Annotated in this window: 13 protein-coding genes; 6 read left to right on the top strand and 7 right to left on the bottom strand. The window is 67.2% G+C overall.

Going from position 1 to position 15529, the window contains the following annotated elements; genetic code table 11:
* Positions 1–13: 13 nt before the first annotated feature.
* The 3 genes from xylF to xylA all read right to left on the bottom strand — a co-directional run bounded on the left by xylF (position 14) and on the right by xylA (position 3934).
* Positions 14–1042 carry a D-xylose ABC transporter substrate-binding protein gene (gene xylF, locus WK25_RS19095; protein WP_038571888.1) on the bottom strand — a complete coding sequence of 343 codons (1029 nt, stop codon included), beginning with the start codon at positions 1040–1042 and terminating at the stop codon, positions 14–16.
* A gap of 86 nt (positions 1043–1128) precedes the next feature.
* The gene (xylB, locus tag WK25_RS19090; RefSeq protein WP_069242375.1) at positions 1129–2607 is read right to left on the bottom strand and encodes a xylulokinase; all 1479 of its coding nucleotides are present in this window, start codon (positions 2605–2607) and stop codon (positions 1129–1131) included.
* Between the two features lie 4 nt (positions 2608–2611).
* On the bottom strand, positions 2612–3934 hold the full coding sequence (gene xylA / locus WK25_RS19085) for a xylose isomerase (protein WP_038571880.1): 1323 nt from the start codon (positions 3932–3934) through the stop codon (positions 2612–2614).
* Positions 3935–4201: 267 nt separating this feature from the next.
* On the opposite strand from xylA, the gene WK25_RS19080 reads away from it, so the two are divergent.
* Complete coding sequence (locus WK25_RS19080; RefSeq protein ID WP_059545559.1) at positions 4202–5395, top strand: XylR family transcriptional regulator; 1194 nt, start codon at positions 4202–4204, stop codon at positions 5393–5395.
* 27 nt (positions 5396–5422) lie between these two features.
* A complete protein-coding gene (locus WK25_RS19075) occupies positions 5423–6511 on the top strand; it encodes an aldose epimerase family protein (protein ID WP_038571878.1) in 1089 nt (362 codons plus the stop codon).
* 213 nt (positions 6512–6724) lie between these two features.
* Here the strand turns inward: WK25_RS19075 and WK25_RS19070 are convergent, their stop codons facing one another.
* The 3 genes from WK25_RS19070 to WK25_RS19060 are packed head-to-tail and all read right to left on the bottom strand — an operon-like array spanning position 6725 to position 9943.
* Positions 6725–7909, bottom strand: coding sequence for a porin (locus WK25_RS19070; RefSeq protein WP_069242374.1), 1185 nt, complete (start codon positions 7907–7909; stop codon positions 6725–6727).
* A gap of 58 nt (positions 7910–7967) precedes the next feature.
* Complete coding sequence (locus WK25_RS19065; protein WP_069242373.1) at positions 7968–8762, bottom strand: ABC transporter substrate-binding protein; 795 nt, start codon at positions 8760–8762, stop codon at positions 7968–7970.
* A 59-nt stretch (positions 8763–8821) separates the two neighbouring features.
* Positions 8822–9943, bottom strand: coding sequence for a M20 aminoacylase family protein (locus WK25_RS19060; protein ID WP_156432157.1), 1122 nt, complete (start codon positions 9941–9943; stop codon positions 8822–8824).
* A 199-nt stretch (positions 9944–10142) separates the two neighbouring features.
* Here WK25_RS19060 and WK25_RS19055 point away from each other — a divergent pair, with 199 nt between their 5' ends.
* The 3 genes from WK25_RS19055 to WK25_RS19045 all read left to right on the top strand — a co-directional run bounded on the left by WK25_RS19055 (position 10143) and on the right by WK25_RS19045 (position 12643).
* Entirely contained in the window at positions 10143–11105 is a 963-nt protein-coding gene (locus WK25_RS19055) for a LysR substrate-binding domain-containing protein (protein WP_069242482.1), read from the top strand.
* A 95-nt stretch (positions 11106–11200) separates the two neighbouring features.
* Positions 11201–11476, top strand: a complete 276-nt coding sequence (frmR, locus tag WK25_RS19050) for a formaldehyde-responsive transcriptional repressor FrmR (protein WP_038571867.1) — start codon at positions 11201–11203, stop codon at positions 11474–11476.
* A gap of 57 nt (positions 11477–11533) precedes the next feature.
* Complete coding sequence (locus WK25_RS19045; RefSeq protein WP_069242372.1) at positions 11534–12643, top strand: S-(hydroxymethyl)glutathione dehydrogenase/class III alcohol dehydrogenase; 1110 nt, start codon at positions 11534–11536, stop codon at positions 12641–12643.
* Positions 12644–12861: 218 nt separating this feature from the next.
* Here WK25_RS19045 and WK25_RS19040 read toward each other — a convergent pair whose 3' ends face one another.
* Positions 12862–13887: an AraC family transcriptional regulator gene (locus tag WK25_RS19040; RefSeq protein ID WP_069242371.1), complete on the bottom strand. Its 1026-nt coding sequence runs from the start codon at positions 13885–13887 to the stop codon at positions 12862–12864.
* 354 nt (positions 13888–14241) lie between these two features.
* Here WK25_RS19040 and WK25_RS19035 point away from each other — a divergent pair, with 354 nt between their 5' ends.
* A complete protein-coding gene (locus WK25_RS19035) occupies positions 14242–15471 on the top strand; it encodes a dienelactone hydrolase family protein (protein WP_069242481.1) in 1230 nt (409 codons plus the stop codon).
* Positions 15472–15529: the final 58 nt, after the last annotated feature.

Here is a 15529-nt window from a genome sequence, read left to right as displayed (position 1 = left end):
TTCCGTCGTACGCTTACTGGCTCGCCAGCTGGGCCTGGGTGTAGAAGCCGTCCTTCACGACAACGTCGACGTTGCGCTTGGTCAGCAGCGTCGGCTGCAGCAGCACCGTGTCGACCTTCTTCTTGCCGTTGTCGTATTGCGCGTTGAATGCAGGCTTCGTGCCCTTCGCGAGATCGACCGCCAGCTTCGCGGCTTCGCTCGCGATCAGCTTCAGCGGCTTGTAGACGGTCATCGTCTGCGTGCCGGCGATCACGCGCTTCACCGCGGCGAGGTCCGCATCCTGCCCGGACACCGGAACCTTGCCGGCCAGATGCTGCGCGGCGAGTGCCTGGATCGCGCCGCCGGCGGTGCCGTCGTTCGATGCGACGATCGCGTCGATCTTGTTGTTGTTCGCGGTCAGCGCGTCCTCGACGATCCGCAGCGCGGTCGACGCGCTCCATTCGGGCACCCACTGCTGGCCGACGACCTTGATGTCGCCGCGATCGATCGCGGGCTTGAGCACCTTCAACTGCCCTTCGCGCAGCATCTTCGCGTTGTTGTCGGTCGGCGCGCCGCCAAGCAGGAAATAGTTGCCCTTCGGCTTCGCGTCGAACACGCCCTGCGCCTGCAGTTCGCCCACCTTCTCGTTGTCGAACGAGATGTACGCATCGACGTCGGCGTCGAGGATCAGGCGGTCGTACGATACGACCTTGATGCCAGCCTTTCTCGCTTCGGCTACCACGTTGCCGAGCGTTTTCGAATTGAACGGCACGATCACGATCACGTCGACGCCGCGCGAGATCAGATTCTCGATCTGGGAAATCTGCCGCTCCTCGCTTGCATCGGCCGACTGCACCGACACCTTCGCGCCGAGCTTGGTGGCGGCCGCAACGAAATAATCGCGATCGCGCGACCAGCGTTCGACGCGCAGGTCGTCGATGCAGAAGCCGATCTCGGGCTTGTCCTTGCTCGCGTGCGCGAGCGGCGCGCCCAGCGCGAACATCGCCAGCGCAGCGGCGCCGGCAAGCGAACTCAATACGGTACGACGCGTTACGGATTTCATGTCTCCACTCCTTGTTATGGAACCACTTCACGAACGCCGGGCGGCCGCCGGAACGGGCCGCCCGCCTCGACTCACTGCAACGCGCATCACGCGCCCGTTGCAAACACCGGTTCGAGCGCGCGGTACAACGCGCGAAACGTCGGCCGCCGCGTGTCGCGATACCACGCATGCCGCGCAAGGTCGGGCTCGCGCACCGCGACGACCGGCGGTTGCGGACACACGTCCGCGAGCCGCGCATCCGGTTCGACCGCCAGATGCGCAAGCCGGGCGGCGCCCAGCGCCGGCCCGACCTCGCCGCGCTCGCGCAGTGTCAGCGCGCGCCCGCTCAGGTCGGCGAGCATCTGCGTCCAGTACGCGCTGCGCGAGCCGCCGCCGATCACCGTAATGCCGTCGGGCGTGAGCCCGGCCGCGTGCAGCGCGTCCATCCCGTCGAGCAGCGCGAAGCCGACGCCTTCGAGCGTCGCGTTCGCGAGATCCGCGCGCCGCGTGTCGGCCGTGAGCCCGTAGAACACGCCCTTCGCATTCACGTCGTTGTGCGGCGTGCGCTCGCCGCTCAGATAAGGCAGGAACCACGGCCGGCCGGTGCGCGCGTTCGCTTCGGCGTCGGCAAGCAGCGCCGGCACGCCGTCGTAACCGGCCAGTTGCGCGGTGAAGTCGATGCAGCCGGCCGCGTTCAGCATCACCGACATCAGATGCCACGTATCGGGCAGCGCGTGGCAGAAGCTGTGCACCGCCGATTCGGGGTTCGCGCGGAATCCGTCGGACACCGCGAAATACACGCCCGACGTGCCAAGCGACAGCAGTGCGTCGCCGGGCCGCACGATCCCGACACCGACCGCGCCGGCCGCGTTGTCGCCGCCGCCCGCGACCACCGGTATCTCCGGCAGCCCGAGCGAGCGCGCCACCGCCGGCAGCAGCGTGCCTGTCACGCGGTTCCCCTCGAACACCGCCGGCATCTGCGCACGCGACAGCCCGCACGCGGCGAGCAGCGTGTCGTCGTAGTCGCGCTTCGCGACGTCGAGCCACAGCGTGCCGGCGGCATCCGACGGATCGGTCGCGAACGCGCCGGTCAGCCGGTAACGCAAATAGTCTTTCGGCAGCAACACGTATGCGATGCGTGCGAATACGTCGGGCTCGTGACGGCGCAGCCACAGCAGCTTCGGCGCGGTGAAGCCCGGCATCGCGATGTTGCCGGCCACCGTGCGCAGCGTGGGCGCGAGCCGCTCGAGCTCCGAACACTCCGCATCCGCGCGCCCGTCGTTCCACAGGATCGCGGGGCGCAGCACGTCGCCGTGTTCGTCGAGCAGCGTCGCACCGTGCATCTGCCCCGTCAGCCCGAGCGCGGAGATGTCGTGCGGGTCGATGCCGGCCGCACGGGCCGGGTCGACGACGGCGGCCAGCGCGCCGCATGCGGCGTCCCACCAGTCGCGCGGCGCCTGTTCGGACCAGCGCGGTTGCGGCCGGCTGACGGTCAGCGGGCGGCTCGCGCTCGCGCGCACCGCGCCGTCGCGGTCGAGCAGCACCGCCTTTACACCGGACGTGCCGAGATCGAGTCCGAGATACATGGTGTCAGCGCAGCCCGTAGATCGCCTGGTTCACGATGTTCTCGAGCCGCTCCTGCGCGCCGCTCACGTGCCGCGGATCGACGCCGCGAGCGAGCGCATCGTCGGCGAGCGATTCCAGCGTATAGCCCCCCGACAGAATCTTGCGGCCGAATGCATCGTCCCATTGCGCGTAACGCTGGCGCCGCAACGCGTCGAGCCGATCGTTTTCGACCAGCACCGCCGCGCGTTCAAGCGCGAGCGCGAGCACGTCGATCGCGCCGACGTGGCCGTAGAACAGATCCTCCGGATCGACGCTCTGACGCCGCACCTTCGCGTCGAAGTTCATCCCGCCGGTCGTGAAGCCGCCGTGGCGCAGGATCTCGTAGAACGCGAGCGTGAGCTCCTCGACGCTGTTCGGGAACTGGTCGGTGTCCCAGCCGTTCTGCGGATCGCCGCGGTTCGCGTCGACGCTGCCGAACACGCCGAGCGCGAACGCATTGGCGATCTCGTGATGGAACGAATGGCCGGCGAGCGTCGCATGGTTCGCCTCAATGTTCACGCGAATCTCGTCCTGCAGTCCGTATTGCACGAGGAAACCGTGCACGGTCGCCACGTCGTAGTCGTACTGGTGCTTGGTCGGTTCCTGCGGCTTCGGCTCGATCAGCAGCGCGCCGTTGAAGCCGATCCGGTGCTTGTGCTCGACGACCATCGACAGGAAGCGCGCGAACTGCTCGCGCTCGCGCTTCAGGTCGGTATTGAGCAGCGTCTCGTATCCTTCCCGGCCGCCCCACAGCACGTAGTTCTCGCCGCCGAGCCGGTGCGTCGCGTCGAGCGCGTGACGTACCTGCGTCGCGGCCCACGCGAACACGTCGGGGTTCGGGTTCGTCGCGGCGCCGGCCGCGAAGCGCGGATGCGAGAACAGGTTCGCGGTGCCCCACAACAGCCGCACGCCGCTCGCCTGCTGGCGTTCGCCGAGATAGTCGACCATCCGAGCGAAATTCGCCGTGTACTCGCGCAGGCTGTCGCCCTCCGGCGCCACGTCGGTGTCGTGGAACGTGTAGAACGGCGTGCCGAGCTTCGTGAAGAATTCGAACGCGGCGTCTGCCTTCATCCGCGCGCGTTCGAGTGCGTCGCCCGGTTGCTGCCACGGGCGTTGGAACGCGCCCTGCCCGAAGATGTCATGGCCCGGCCACACGAACGTGTGCCAGTAGCAGACCGCGATCCGCAGATGCTCGGCGAGCGTCTTGCCGAGCACGCGCTTCTCGGGGTCGTAGTAGTGGTAAGCGAGCGGGTTGTCCGACTGCGGACCTTCGTAACGAATGGGGGGAATGTGTTCGAAATACGACATGGCGTCTCCGTGCAGTGTCTCGTTGCAGCGCAACGCGCGTCGCGACGACGCACGCGGTCTGATTCGGTTGGCTGGATCGTGCCCGCGCCCCCGCCGGCCGGCAATTGCGAAATTGCGCAGCGCGCGTAATGTTTCTTGCCAGCCGCGCGCGCGCGCCGCACGTTCCGTCCTACAATCGCCGGACACCTGACGATCGCGCGCCGCCCGGCGAGCGCGCCCCCGGAGACAACGGCACGACGCCCGAGCGGCGCACGCCCCGACACTGACATGACCCGCACGCCTTCCGCCCCGACACCGCACCGCATCGCGCTGCTGTTCAACGCGAACAAGGTCTACGATCGCGAGATCATTGCCGGCATCGGCCAGTATCTGCACACCACCCGCGTCGTGTGGGATCTGTTCCTCGAGGACGACTTCCGCTGCCGGCTCGCCGGCATCGAGCGTTTCGACGGCGACGGCATCATCGCGGACTTCGACGATCCGGCCGTCGCCGACGCGCTCGCCGGCTCGCCGCTGCCGATCGTCGCAGTCGGTTCGTCCTACGAGGATCCGGCGCAGTATCCGGAAGGCGTCCCATATATTGCGACGGACAACCCGAAGCTCGTGTCGCTCGCGTATACGCATCTGATCGGTGCGGGCCTCGCACACTTCGCGATGTACAGCCTGCCGGTCGCGCAGGAAAACCGCTGGGCGCAGCAGCGCGAGCTCGCATTCGACCGGCTCGCGCGCGCCGACGGCGTCGAAGCGCCGATCTATCGCGGGCTGTCGACCAGCGCGTCGGGGTGGAATCACGCGATCGAGCAGCTGATCGGCTGGCTCCATGCGCTGCCGAAGCCGGTCGGCGTGATCGCGGTCACCGACGCACGCGCGCGGCATCTGCTGCAGGCGTGCCTGATCGCCGGCATCGCGGTGCCCGAGCAGGTTGCGATCATCGGCATCGACAACGATCCGCTCACCCGCACGCTCACGCGCATTCCGCTGTCGTCGGTGATCCAGGGCACCGAGGAAATGGGCCGCACCGCCGCGCACCTGCTGCACCGGATGCTGCGCGGCGCGCGCTTTCCAGGGCAGCGGATCCTCGTGCCGCCGGTCGGGATCAACGTGCTCGAATCGACGCGCCATCAGCCGCTCGCGAGCCCGCACGTGATGCGCGCCCGGCACTTCATCCGCCAGTACGCGTGCCAGGGGATCAAGACCGAACAGGTGGCCGACTATGTCGGCGTGTCGCGCTCGCTGCTCGAAGATCACTTCCGGCGCGAGTTGCAGCGCACGGTGCACCAGGAAATCCTGCGTCACAAGCTCGAGGCCGCGCAGGCGATGCTCGCGAGCCGCCATGTGTCGAGCGCGGAAGTCGCGATCCGCTGCGGCTTCACGTCGTTGCAGTACATGTATGCGGTGTTCCGCCGCGAACTCGGCTGCACGCCGCGCGAATACCAGGAGCGCACCGCGCCCGCCCATTGAATTCACCGCCCACGAGCGAACCCACTCATGCGTATCGATACCGATTCTTCCCGCCCGGCGTCCGACGTCGGCCGCATTCCATCCGAGCCGTGGGGCGCGCTGCCCGGCGGCGACCCGGTCCGGCGCTATACGCTGCGCAACGCGCACGGGATGCGCGTCGTCGTCAGCGACCTGGGCGCGACCGTCGTGTCGTGGCTTGCCCCCGACCGCAGCGGGCGCGTTGCCGATATCGTGCTGGCACACGACACGCCGGCCGAGTACGCGGAATCGGGCGCGTACCTCGGCGCAACGGTCGGCCGCTGGGCGAACCGGATTGCCGGTGCGCGCTTCACGCTAGACGGCGTCGACTATCCGCTCGACCGCAACGAGAACGGCAACCTGCTGCACGGCGGCGCAAGCGGCTTTCATCGCGCGCGCTGGGACGTGATCGACGATCGCGGCGGCTTGACGCTGCGGCTGGATTCGCCGGAAGGCGATGCGGGATTCCCCGGCAACGTCAGCGTGCAGGTGCGTTACACGCTCGACGACGACGGCACGCTGACAATCGACTACGCGGGCGTCACCGATGCGCCGACGCCGCTGAACCTGACCAATCACAGCTACTTCAACCTGAGCGGACGCCCGGGCAGCGACGTGCGCGGCCACTTGTTGCAAATCGACGCCGATGCGTTCGTCGAAGTCGACGACGCGCTGATTCCGACCGGCACCGCCGACGTGACCGGCACCGCATTCGATTTCCGGCAGAGCGCACCGATCGGCGCCCGCCTCGACTGGCCGCATGCTCAGCTCGCACGCGGACGCGGCTTCGACCATTGCTATGTGCTGCGCGAACCCGGACACGGCGTGCGGGCCGTCGCGTCGATCTACGATCCGGAGAGCGGCCGGGAGCTCACCGTGTCGACCGATCAACGCGGGCTACAGCTCTATACGGGCAACTATCTGGATGGCGTGCGCGTGAGCGGCGGTGTGACCTGCGCGCGGCACGCGGCGCTGTGCGTCGAGGCCGGGTTCTTTCCGAATCAGGTGAACATGGACGCGTTGCGCGGCGAAACCATTCTTCAACCCGGCGCCACCTATCGGCAGACGACGCGGTATCGGGTCGGGGTACGCGGTTAGCAGATATGGCCGCGCGGCGAAAGGCGGCCGCGCGCGGCCGGTTCTGCAGGCGGCCGGCGGTCGGCGGAGCGTTCGGGTCATCCGCTTGCGCGGCGCAATGTGGCGACATCGACGCCGCGGTCGTCGAATCGCGGCGACGCTCACCGGCAATTCACGATGCGTCCGGGCGGCACCATGGCGACTCGCCCAGCGCCGTCCCGTTCGTCCATCCGGTCAGAACTTGTGCCGGATGCCCGCGTGCACCATCAACTGCTTCGACGTCGATGACAGGTCGGCCGCACCCGGGATATACGCCTGATCCAGCGAAGAACCGGTTGCGTCGCCTGCGATCCGCTGGTACGCGCCCATCACGTAAACGTCGGTGCGCTTCGACAGGTTGTAGTCGGCCATCAGCCCGACCGAATGGATCTTCGGCTTCGCGCTGCCCGTGGTCGCATCGTAGTGCACCGTCGTGTACACATACTGCGCGCCGACGAAAAACGCCGGCGTGAACTGGTATTTCCCGTTCACTTCGAAGTTCTGGTACTTGATTGCCGTGACCGTGCCGCCGGCGAGCGGCCCCGTGACCGGTTGGATCGTCTCGTCGCCGAACAGATAGCCGACGTTCGCGGTCGGCCGCGTGACGTTGCTGTTCGTATACGCGAGCCCAACGGTCGCGGGGCCAGCCGTGTAGTTGACGCCCGCGCCGAAGATCCGCTGCCGCGCAGCCGCGAAATTCGCATCCGCGCCGACCGACCCCGAGCCCGCGATCGCGCCGCCGGGCGTCGCACCCGCGTTGTCCGCATTCAGGAACGCCGCGCCGACGAGCAGCCCGCCGTGCTCGTACTGCGCGCCGACGCTCCACTGCCGGTTGTTCGCGAACCCGGTGTCATTGCTGAAGCTGTACGTACCGCCGAACGAGAAGCCGCCAACGTCCGGGCTCGCATACTTTACCGTGTTGTTCACGCGGAACGTGTTGCCGGTGTTGTCATTGTCGAGCGGATGCGAGAACGGATAGGTGCCCCAGCTGCCGTTCGCGGTCGTCGGCGCGAGATAGTCGACGACCGAGTCGTATTGGCGGCCGAGTGTCAGCGTGCCGAAGCGCGTGCTGCCGACGCCGACGTAAGCTTGCCGCCCGAACATGCGGCCGCCCTGCGCGAGCGTGCCGCTGTTCAGGTTGAAGCCGTTCTCGATCTGGAACAGCGCGCTGTAGCCGCCGCCGAGATCCTCGGTGCCCTTCAGCCCCCAGCGGCTGCCTTGCGCGAACCCGCTCGCCATCTGCCACGCACTGTGGCCGCCGACGTTGTTCGTATAGTCGATGCCCGCATCGACGAGCCCGTACAGCGTAACGCTGCCTTGCGCAAATGCGGGTGCCGCGCACAACGCCGGCATCGCAACGAAAAACAGTCTCCAGTTCATTCGCTTTCCTTATTGATATGAGTATCCGGCCGCTCGAAGCGGCGTGCTGCTGCGATGCTTACTTCGCGCCGTAAATGTCGAAGTCGAAGTACTTGCGGTTGATCCGCTGATACGTGCCGTTCGCGAGGATCGTCGCCAGCGCGCGGTTGAACGCGTCGCGCAGCTCGGTGTCCTGCTTGCGCAACCCGAGGCCGTCGCCTTGCCCGAAATACTTCGCATCGTCGATCGCCGCGCCGACGAACATGAAGTCCTTGCCCTGCGGCTTCTTCAGGAAACCGTCGCTCGCCGCGATCGACGCCTGGAATGCCGCATCGAGGCGCCCTGTCACGAGATCGGCGTACACCTGGTCCTGATTCTGGTACGACTCGATCTGCACGCCGGCCGGCTGCCAGTTCGCGATCGCATAGTCGGCCTGTGCGGAGCCCTGCTCGACGCCCACCCGCTTGCCCTTCAGCGACGCGGCCGTCGGCAGCAACGGCGACCCCTTGCGTGCGATCAGCCGCGCCGGCGCATTCGAGATCCGGTTCGTGAACGCGATCTGCTGCATCCGCTTCGGCGTGATCGTCATCGACGACGCGATCACGTCGAACTTGCGCGCGAGCAGCCCGGGAATCATCCCGTCGAAGCTCGACTCGACCCACACGCAGCGTGCATGCAGTTCCGCGCACAGCGCATTCGTGATGTCGACCCCGAAGCCGATCAGCGTGCCGTCAGGCTGCTTGTATTCGAGCGGCGGGTAGGTGGGATCGACCGCGAGCCGGATCTCCCTGCCCGTCCAGTCGCCCGCGTGCGCGGCCCCTGCGATCGTCGTTGCCGTCAGCGCTACCGCAAGCGCCGCCATCCACTGTTTCATTGCCGTCTCCTTGTTTCCGTCGTTGAAGATGAATCGAATCCGTGCGTGCGTCCACCGGCTCACGCGAGATAGCGCTCCGCGAGCGCGATCCAGTAACTCGCGCCCGTCGCGAGACACGCGTCGTTGAAGTCGTAGCCCGGGTTGTGCAACCCGCAGCCGGCCGCGCCCTCGCCGTTGCCGATCGACAGGTAGCTGCCCGGGCACGCGTCGAGCATGAACGCGAAATCCTCGCTAGCCGCGATCGGCCGCAAATGTGGAATCAGTGCAGCGTCGCCGCCCCATTCCCGGGCCACGTCACGCGCGAATGCCGTCTCCGCCGCGTGGTTCACCAGCACCGGATACCCATGGCGATAGTCGATCTCGGCCGTCGCGCCATAGCTTTCGGCCTGGCCATGCACGATCGCGCGAATGCGCCGTTCGAGCAGCGCGCGCACGTCTGGCGACAGCGCGCGCACACTCAGCTCGAGATCCGCATGCGTCGGAATCACGTTCGATGCAGTGCCTGCGTGGATCGAGCCGGTCGACACGATCGCGAGCTCCTGCGGATTCACGTTGCGCGACACGACCGTTTGCAGCGCCATCACGATCGACGCGCACACGACCACCGGATCGATCGTCGTATGCGGCGCCGCGCCGTGGCCGCCGCGCCCGATGACGCGCACGCGAACTTCGTCGGCCGACGCCATCGCCGGCCCGTCGCAGAAGCCGAGCACGCCGGCCGGCAGCCCCGGCACGTTGTGCATCGCGAATACGGCATCGCACGGGAATTGCGTGAACAGCCCGTCGTCGAGCATCCGCTTCGCGCCGCCGAGCCCTTCCTCGGCGGGCTGGAAAATCAGGTTCAGCGTGCCGGTGAAGCGCTCGCGCTCCGCAAGGCAACGGGCCGCCGCTAGCAGCATTGCCGTGTGACCGTCGTGACCGCATGCGTGCATCACGCCGTCGCGCCGGCTTGCATGCGGCAACCCGGTGGTCTCGCGGATCGGCAGCGCATCCATGTCGGCGCGCAGCCCGAGCCGCTTTCCGGCACCGCGCGTGAGCGAGCCGACGACGCCGGTGCCGCCCAGGCCGCGCGTGACGCGATAACCCCATGTTGTCAGGTAATCGGCGACCAACTCGCTCGTCGCATGCTCCTCGAAGCCGAGTTCCGGATGCGCATGCAACCGCCGGCGCAGCGCGATCATCTCCGTCTCGATGGCCGCCATTTCAGGCGCAATGGGTGTTCCGTCCAATATCGCTACTCCTCTCGCCAGGTGCCGATTGCCGATCGCCGGAGCGGCAGATCGTGGCGAGATCGTAGGCAGCGAAAATACCGTCGAACAGCCGCAGTTTCGTTATGATGACAACGGCTCGTTGTCGCCATTCTTCATACCACCGCATACCATGACCACGATCAAGCTGCATCAGTTGCAGGCGCTCGTCGCGAGCGCGGAGGCCGGGAGCATTCGCGGCGCGGCCCGCTCGCTCGGGCTGTCGCAGGCGGCCGTCACGCGCGCGCTGCGCGAGCTGGAGGCCAGCGAGCGCCTGCCGCTGCTGGTGCGTGCGCCGGAAGGCATCGGTTTCACCGAATACGGAAAGACGCTGCTCACGCATGCGAAGCTCGTGCTCAAGCAGCTCGAGCATGCGCAGAGCGATCTCGAGCGGATGCGCGGGCGCGTCGAGGGGCGGCTGAGTGTCGGCGTCACGCCGTGGCTGACGATGACGTTTCTCGCGGAAACCGTGCTGCAGTTCCGCGAGCGGATGCCCGACGTGCGGCTCGAGCTGTACGAGGCGCTGATGGCCGTTGCGCAACCGCTGCTGCGCGACGGCAGCATGGACTTCGCGCTCGGCCACGTGCAGCCGGGCAACGGCGCGCAGGAGTTCGCGTTCGAGGCGCTGCTGCGCTACGACACGTCGGTGATGGTGCGGGCCGGCCATCCGCGCGAACGTGCGAAATCGGTCCACGACCTGCTCGATTGCGACTGGGTGCTGAATTCGTCGGCCGACGGCCAGGCCGCGCTCGTCGATTATCTGTTCACGCGGCACGGCGCGCACATCGACGAGCGGCGCATCGTGCGCGCACAGTCCGTCGCAATGCTGCAGACGATGCTCGAACAGGCCGGCATGTGCACGTGGTGCCCGACGATCCTCGCAGCGGTGCCGCCGTTCGGCGAGCGGATGCGCGTGCTGTCGCTGAAGGAGACGTTCGAACCGAGCGAACTCGGAATCGTCACGCGCCGCAGCAGCACGCTGAGCGACGCCGCGCGCTGCTTCATCGATTGCCTGCTGCAAGTGATCCGGCGGCACGCGCGCTCGGCGCGGAAGGATGACCTTGCGCTGTTCCGCACGCTTGCGTTGCTGATCTGACCGCGGCCGTCCGGCCGCACCCGGACAACACCGGGTAGACCGCCGGCATCGCGTTGTTCTATACTACCCCCCAGTATCGAAACCGACTGACTTCCATGCCGCATTCCCCCGAAGAAAAGAAGCGCGTGCTGACCCGCGTGCGCCGTGTGCGAGGGCAGCTGAACGCGCTCGAGCAGGCGCTCGAGGACGGAGCGGATTGCGGCCCGGTGCTTCAGCAGCTGGCTGCGATTCGCGGCGCGATCAACGGCGTGATGGCCGGCGTGCTGGAAAGCCATTTGCGCGAGGAATTTACCCAGCTCGCGGATGCTCCGCGGCCTGCTTCCGAATCGATCGACGATATCGTGAACCTCGTCCGGTCCTACTTGCGCTGACCGGCGCGCGATCGTCGGCGTACCGCTTCATTCGATGATTCTTTAAAGGAACTCCCCATGAAATCACGTGCCGCAGTTGCATTCGAGGCGGGCAAGCCGCTGCAGATCGTCGAAATCGACGTCGAACCGCCCCGCAAGGGCGAAGTGCTCGTCAAGATCACGCATACCGGCGTTTGCCATACCGATGCGTTCACGCTGTCGGGCGACGATCCGGAAGGCCTGTTCCCCGCGGTGCTCGGCCACGAAGGCGCCGGCGTCGTGGTCGAAGTCGGCGAAGGCGTGACGAGCGTGAAGCCCGGCGACCATGTGATTCCGCTCTACACCGCCGAATGCGGCGAGTGCCTGTTCTGCAAGAGCGGCAAGACCAACCTGTGCGTGTCGGTGCGCGCGACCCAGGGCAAGGGCGTGATGCCCGACGGCACCACGCGCTTCAGCTACAACGGCCAGCCGATCTATCACTACATGGGCTGCTCGACGTTCAGCGAATACACGGTCGTCGCCGAAGTGTCGCTCGCGAAGATCAACCCGGCCGCGAACCCGGAGCAGGTGTGCCTGCTCGGCTGCGGCGTCACGACCGGCCTGGGCGCGGTGAAGAACACGGCGAAGGTGCAGGAAGGCGACACGGTCGCCGTGTTCGGTCTCGGCGGCATCGGCCTCGCGGTGATCCAGGGCGCGAAGCTCGCGAAGGCCGGCCGCATCATCGCGATCGACACGAACCCGGGCAAATTCGACCTCGCCCGCGTGTTCGGCGCGACCGACTGCGTGAACCCGAAGGACCACGCAAAGCCGATCCAGCAAGTGATCGTCGACATGACCGGCTGGGGCGTCGACCACAGCTTCGAGTGCATCGGCAACGTCAACGTGATGCGCGCGGCGCTCGAATGCGCGCATCGCGGCTGGGGTCAGTCCGTCATCATCGGCGTCGCGGGCGCCGGCCAGGAAATCTCGACGCGTCCGTTCCAGCTCGTGACCGGCCGCCGCTGGCTCGGCACCGCGTTCGGCGGCGTGAAGGGCCGCTCCGAGCTGCCGGGGATGGTCGAAGATGCAATGGCCGGGAAAATCCAGCTCGCGAGGTTCGTCACGCACACGAAGCCGCTCACCGGCATCAATGAAGCATTCGACCTGATGCACGAAGGCAAGTCGATCCGGACCGTCGTGCATTACTGAAAACACGCGGCGGAACACCGGCTGCAGTAGCCGGTTTCCGTGCGTGATCGCGCGGGCACGCCGTCGGGCTTGTCCGCGCGTTGCATGTTCGGCCGTTGCGCGTCAGACCCGCAACGGTCGCCATCGCATTTCCGCTTTCCGCTTGGACGTGGCGATCCGACGCGTGCGCGACGTCACGCACGCGGCGACACCGCCGGCGAGCTCGCCAATCGATCTCGTCAGCCTCGCACGCGCCGCATCCTGAGCGTCGCCGACGGCGATTCGCCGAACGCGCGCTTGTAGTCGATCGCGAATCGCCCGAGGTGCGCGAAGCCCCATTTCAACGCGATGTCCGTCACGGATGCGAGCGCCGGTGTCGCGTCGTCGAGCAGCTCGTCGCGCACATGCTGCAGCCGCAGCTGACGCACGAACGCCATCGGCGTGATGCCGTGACGGGCACGGAACCCCGCGAACAGTGTGCTCGGGCTGACGCCCGCGAGTTCCGCGAGCCGCTCGATCGTCAGCGGCTCGTCGACGTGCGCGCGAATGTATTCCTCGACGCGCCGCACGTAGAACGGCGCGAGCGGCGCGGGTGCGGGGCGGGTGCGATCGCGCGCGGTGTTCGGGTGGCCGTACAGCAACAGGTTGAGCAGCGTCGATTCGAGCTGCTCGAACGCAAGCGGATGACGCAGCGGATGCCCGTCGGTCGCGATTGCGTCGGTCAGCACCGGCAGCATTTGCGTCAGGCACGCGCCCTGCGGCGACGCGAGCCCGAACTCCGGCTCGAACTCCACCGGCGCGCGCCGGTCGTCACCGAAATGCCGTTGCGCATGCCGCTCCATCACATCGCGCTCGATGCGCAGAACCACTTGCGGGCACGCTTCGCCCCACCGCATCCGCAGTGCCAGCGTCGGCGACAGCAGCGACGCAGTATCGGCCGACGACACGAAGCGCACCGCACCGCATTCGATCTCCGCGTCGCCGCGCAGCGGAATCTGCAGCAGATAGAAGTGCTCGAGCGGCCCGGGTTCGATCGACACCTCGCCGCCATAGTCGAGCAGGTTCAGCGACAGGTTTCCCCAGCGCGCATGATGCATGCGGCTGTGCAGCACGCGCGAATTGCCGGTCAACGCGAGTCGATGCGGCTTGAACACGTCGCCGACGCGCGCACGCACTTCGTCGAGATCGTTCGACTGCAGCAGCAGCGTGTCGCGATTGAAACAGGCGGCGTCGCCCAGCCAGCCGGTTCCGGAAAATTGCCCCATCGAAGTTCTCCCGTCGTGCTCGATCGCACTTGCGCTGTGCACGCATTCCCGCTCCCGGGGAATCCGGTCGCACGATCCGGATAACGTCCGGACTTTCCGGACAATCCGCGTCGTTACACTACGCAAGCCCTGCATGCCTCACGCAAGAAGCGGACCGTTCGCGCATCGTAGAAAACTGTGCGGGCGTTCCGCATCCGCAGATACCCGCAGTGCGCGGCGTTCCTGCCCGGGCGCGGCCGGCCGCTCGACAGGTTTCCGGAATTCGTGGATACCGGCCGAAGAAAGCGGATAGAAGCGCCGATTTCGTCCGCCAATACTGGGCCCATGCAAGCGACGAACAGAATGGAGGGACACATGAAAGGACGACACATCGAGATCCCGTCGCCGGACGGCGGCGCGTTTCGCGCTTATCTGAGCACGCCGGCCGGCGGCACGGGGCCCGGCATTGTGTTGTGTCACGAGATCTTCGGCGCGAACGCGACGATGCGCGACGTGGCCGACTATTACGCGGAAGAAGGTTATACGGTGCTCGTGCCCGACCTGTTCTGGCGCCAGGCGCCGGGCGTCGAGCTCGGCTACGCCGCGGCCGATTTCGAGCGAGCGATGGCGCTGTACGGCGACTACGACGAAAACAAGGGCGTCGACGACGTCGCGGCCGCGCTGGCCGTGTTGACGCAACGGCCGGAATGCACGGGCAAGGCCGGCGTGCTCGGTTTCTGCCTCGGCGGCAAGCTCGCATATCTCGCCGCATGCCGGCTGCCGAACGTGGCCGCCGCCGTCAGCTACTACGGCGTCGGCATCGAGCACGCGCTTGACGAAGCCGCGCACCTGCGCGCGCGCCTGGTGCTGCAGATCGCCGCGCAGGACCGTTTCTGCCCGCCGGACGCGCAGCAGCGCATCACGGCTGCGCTCGCGGGGCGCGATGGTGTCGAGGTGTACGTGTACCCGGGCGTCGACCACGCGTTCGCGCGCGCCGGCGGCGATCACTTCGACAAGGCGGCCTCGGTGATGGCCCACCAGCGCGCGATCGCCGCGTTCCGCTCGGCGCTCGGCCCGCACTACGACCTGTCCACACTGTGGGAAACGCACCTGCGGCACGAATTCGACACGCGCAACGTCGACGCGACAATGGACACGATGGTCGCGCAGCCGTACGTGAACCATATTCCGACGCTGACGGGCGGCGTCGGCTACGACGAGCTCAAGCGCTTCTACACGCACCACTTCGTGCACGCGAACCCGCCGGACACGACGATCACGCCGATCTCGCGCACGATCGGCGCGAGCCAGATCGTCGACGAACTGCTGTTCTGCTTCACGCATACGACTGAGATCGACTGGATGCTGCCCGGCGTTGCGCCGACCGGCAGGCGCGTCGAAATCCCGCTCGTCGCGATCGTCAAGTTCCGCGGCGACAAGCTGTATCACGAACACATCTACTGGGACCAGGCGAGCGTGCTCGTGCAGATCGGCCTGCTCGACGCGGCCGGATTGCCCGTTGCCGGCGTCGAGACGGCGCGCAAGCTGCTCGACGAAACCGTGCCGTCGAACACGCTGATGCAGCGTTGGCGCGACAGTGCTTGATCGCCGGATAGGGCGGCCGCACGTCGAGCGCGTGCCGTCTTCGTTCAACCATGTCAGG

The organism is Burkholderia latens (assembly GCF_001718795.1).
GTDB classification, from domain to species: domain Bacteria; phylum Pseudomonadota; class Gammaproteobacteria; order Burkholderiales; family Burkholderiaceae; genus Burkholderia; species Burkholderia latens_A.
Note: the sequence above shows the minus strand (reverse complement) of the source record. Positions and strands in the feature narration are given on the sequence as shown.

Bases quoted from the DNA above. Each gene is read 5' to 3' on its own strand.
- xylF (WP_038571888.1), bottom strand. From the start codon at position 1,042: ATGAAATCCGTAACGCGTCGTACCGTATTGAGTTCGCTTGCCGGCGCC.
- xylB (WP_069242375.1), bottom strand. From the start codon at position 2,607: ATGTATCTCGGACTCGATCTCGGCACGTCCGGTGTAAAGGCGGTGCTG.
- xylA (WP_038571880.1), bottom strand. From the start codon at position 3,934: ATGTCGTATTTCGAACACATTCCCCCCATTCGTTACGAAGGTCCGCAG.
- WK25_RS19080 (WP_059545559.1), top strand. From the start codon at position 4,202: ATGACCCGCACGCCTTCCGCCCCGACACCGCACCGCATCGCGCTGCTG.
- WK25_RS19075 (WP_038571878.1), top strand. From the start codon at position 5,423: ATGCGTATCGATACCGATTCTTCCCGCCCGGCGTCCGACGTCGGCCGC.
- WK25_RS19070 (WP_069242374.1), bottom strand. From the start codon at position 7,909: ATGAACTGGAGACTGTTTTTCGTTGCGATGCCGGCGTTGTGCGCGGCA.
- WK25_RS19065 (WP_069242373.1), bottom strand. From the start codon at position 8,762: ATGAAACAGTGGATGGCGGCGCTTGCGGTAGCGCTGACGGCAACGACG.
- WK25_RS19060 (WP_156432157.1), bottom strand. From the start codon at position 9,943: ATGATCGCGCTGCGCCGGCGGTTGCATGCGCATCCGGAACTCGGCTTC.
- WK25_RS19055 (WP_069242482.1), top strand. From the start codon at position 10,143: ATGACCACGATCAAGCTGCATCAGTTGCAGGCGCTCGTCGCGAGCGCG.
- frmR (WP_038571867.1), top strand. From the start codon at position 11,201: ATGCCGCATTCCCCCGAAGAAAAGAAGCGCGTGCTGACCCGCGTGCGC.
- WK25_RS19045 (WP_069242372.1), top strand. From the start codon at position 11,534: ATGAAATCACGTGCCGCAGTTGCATTCGAGGCGGGCAAGCCGCTGCAG.
- WK25_RS19040 (WP_069242371.1), bottom strand. From the start codon at position 13,887: ATGGGGCAATTTTCCGGAACCGGCTGGCTGGGCGACGCCGCCTGTTTC.
- WK25_RS19035 (WP_069242481.1), top strand. From the start codon at position 14,242: ATGAAAGGACGACACATCGAGATCCCGTCGCCGGACGGCGGCGCGTTT.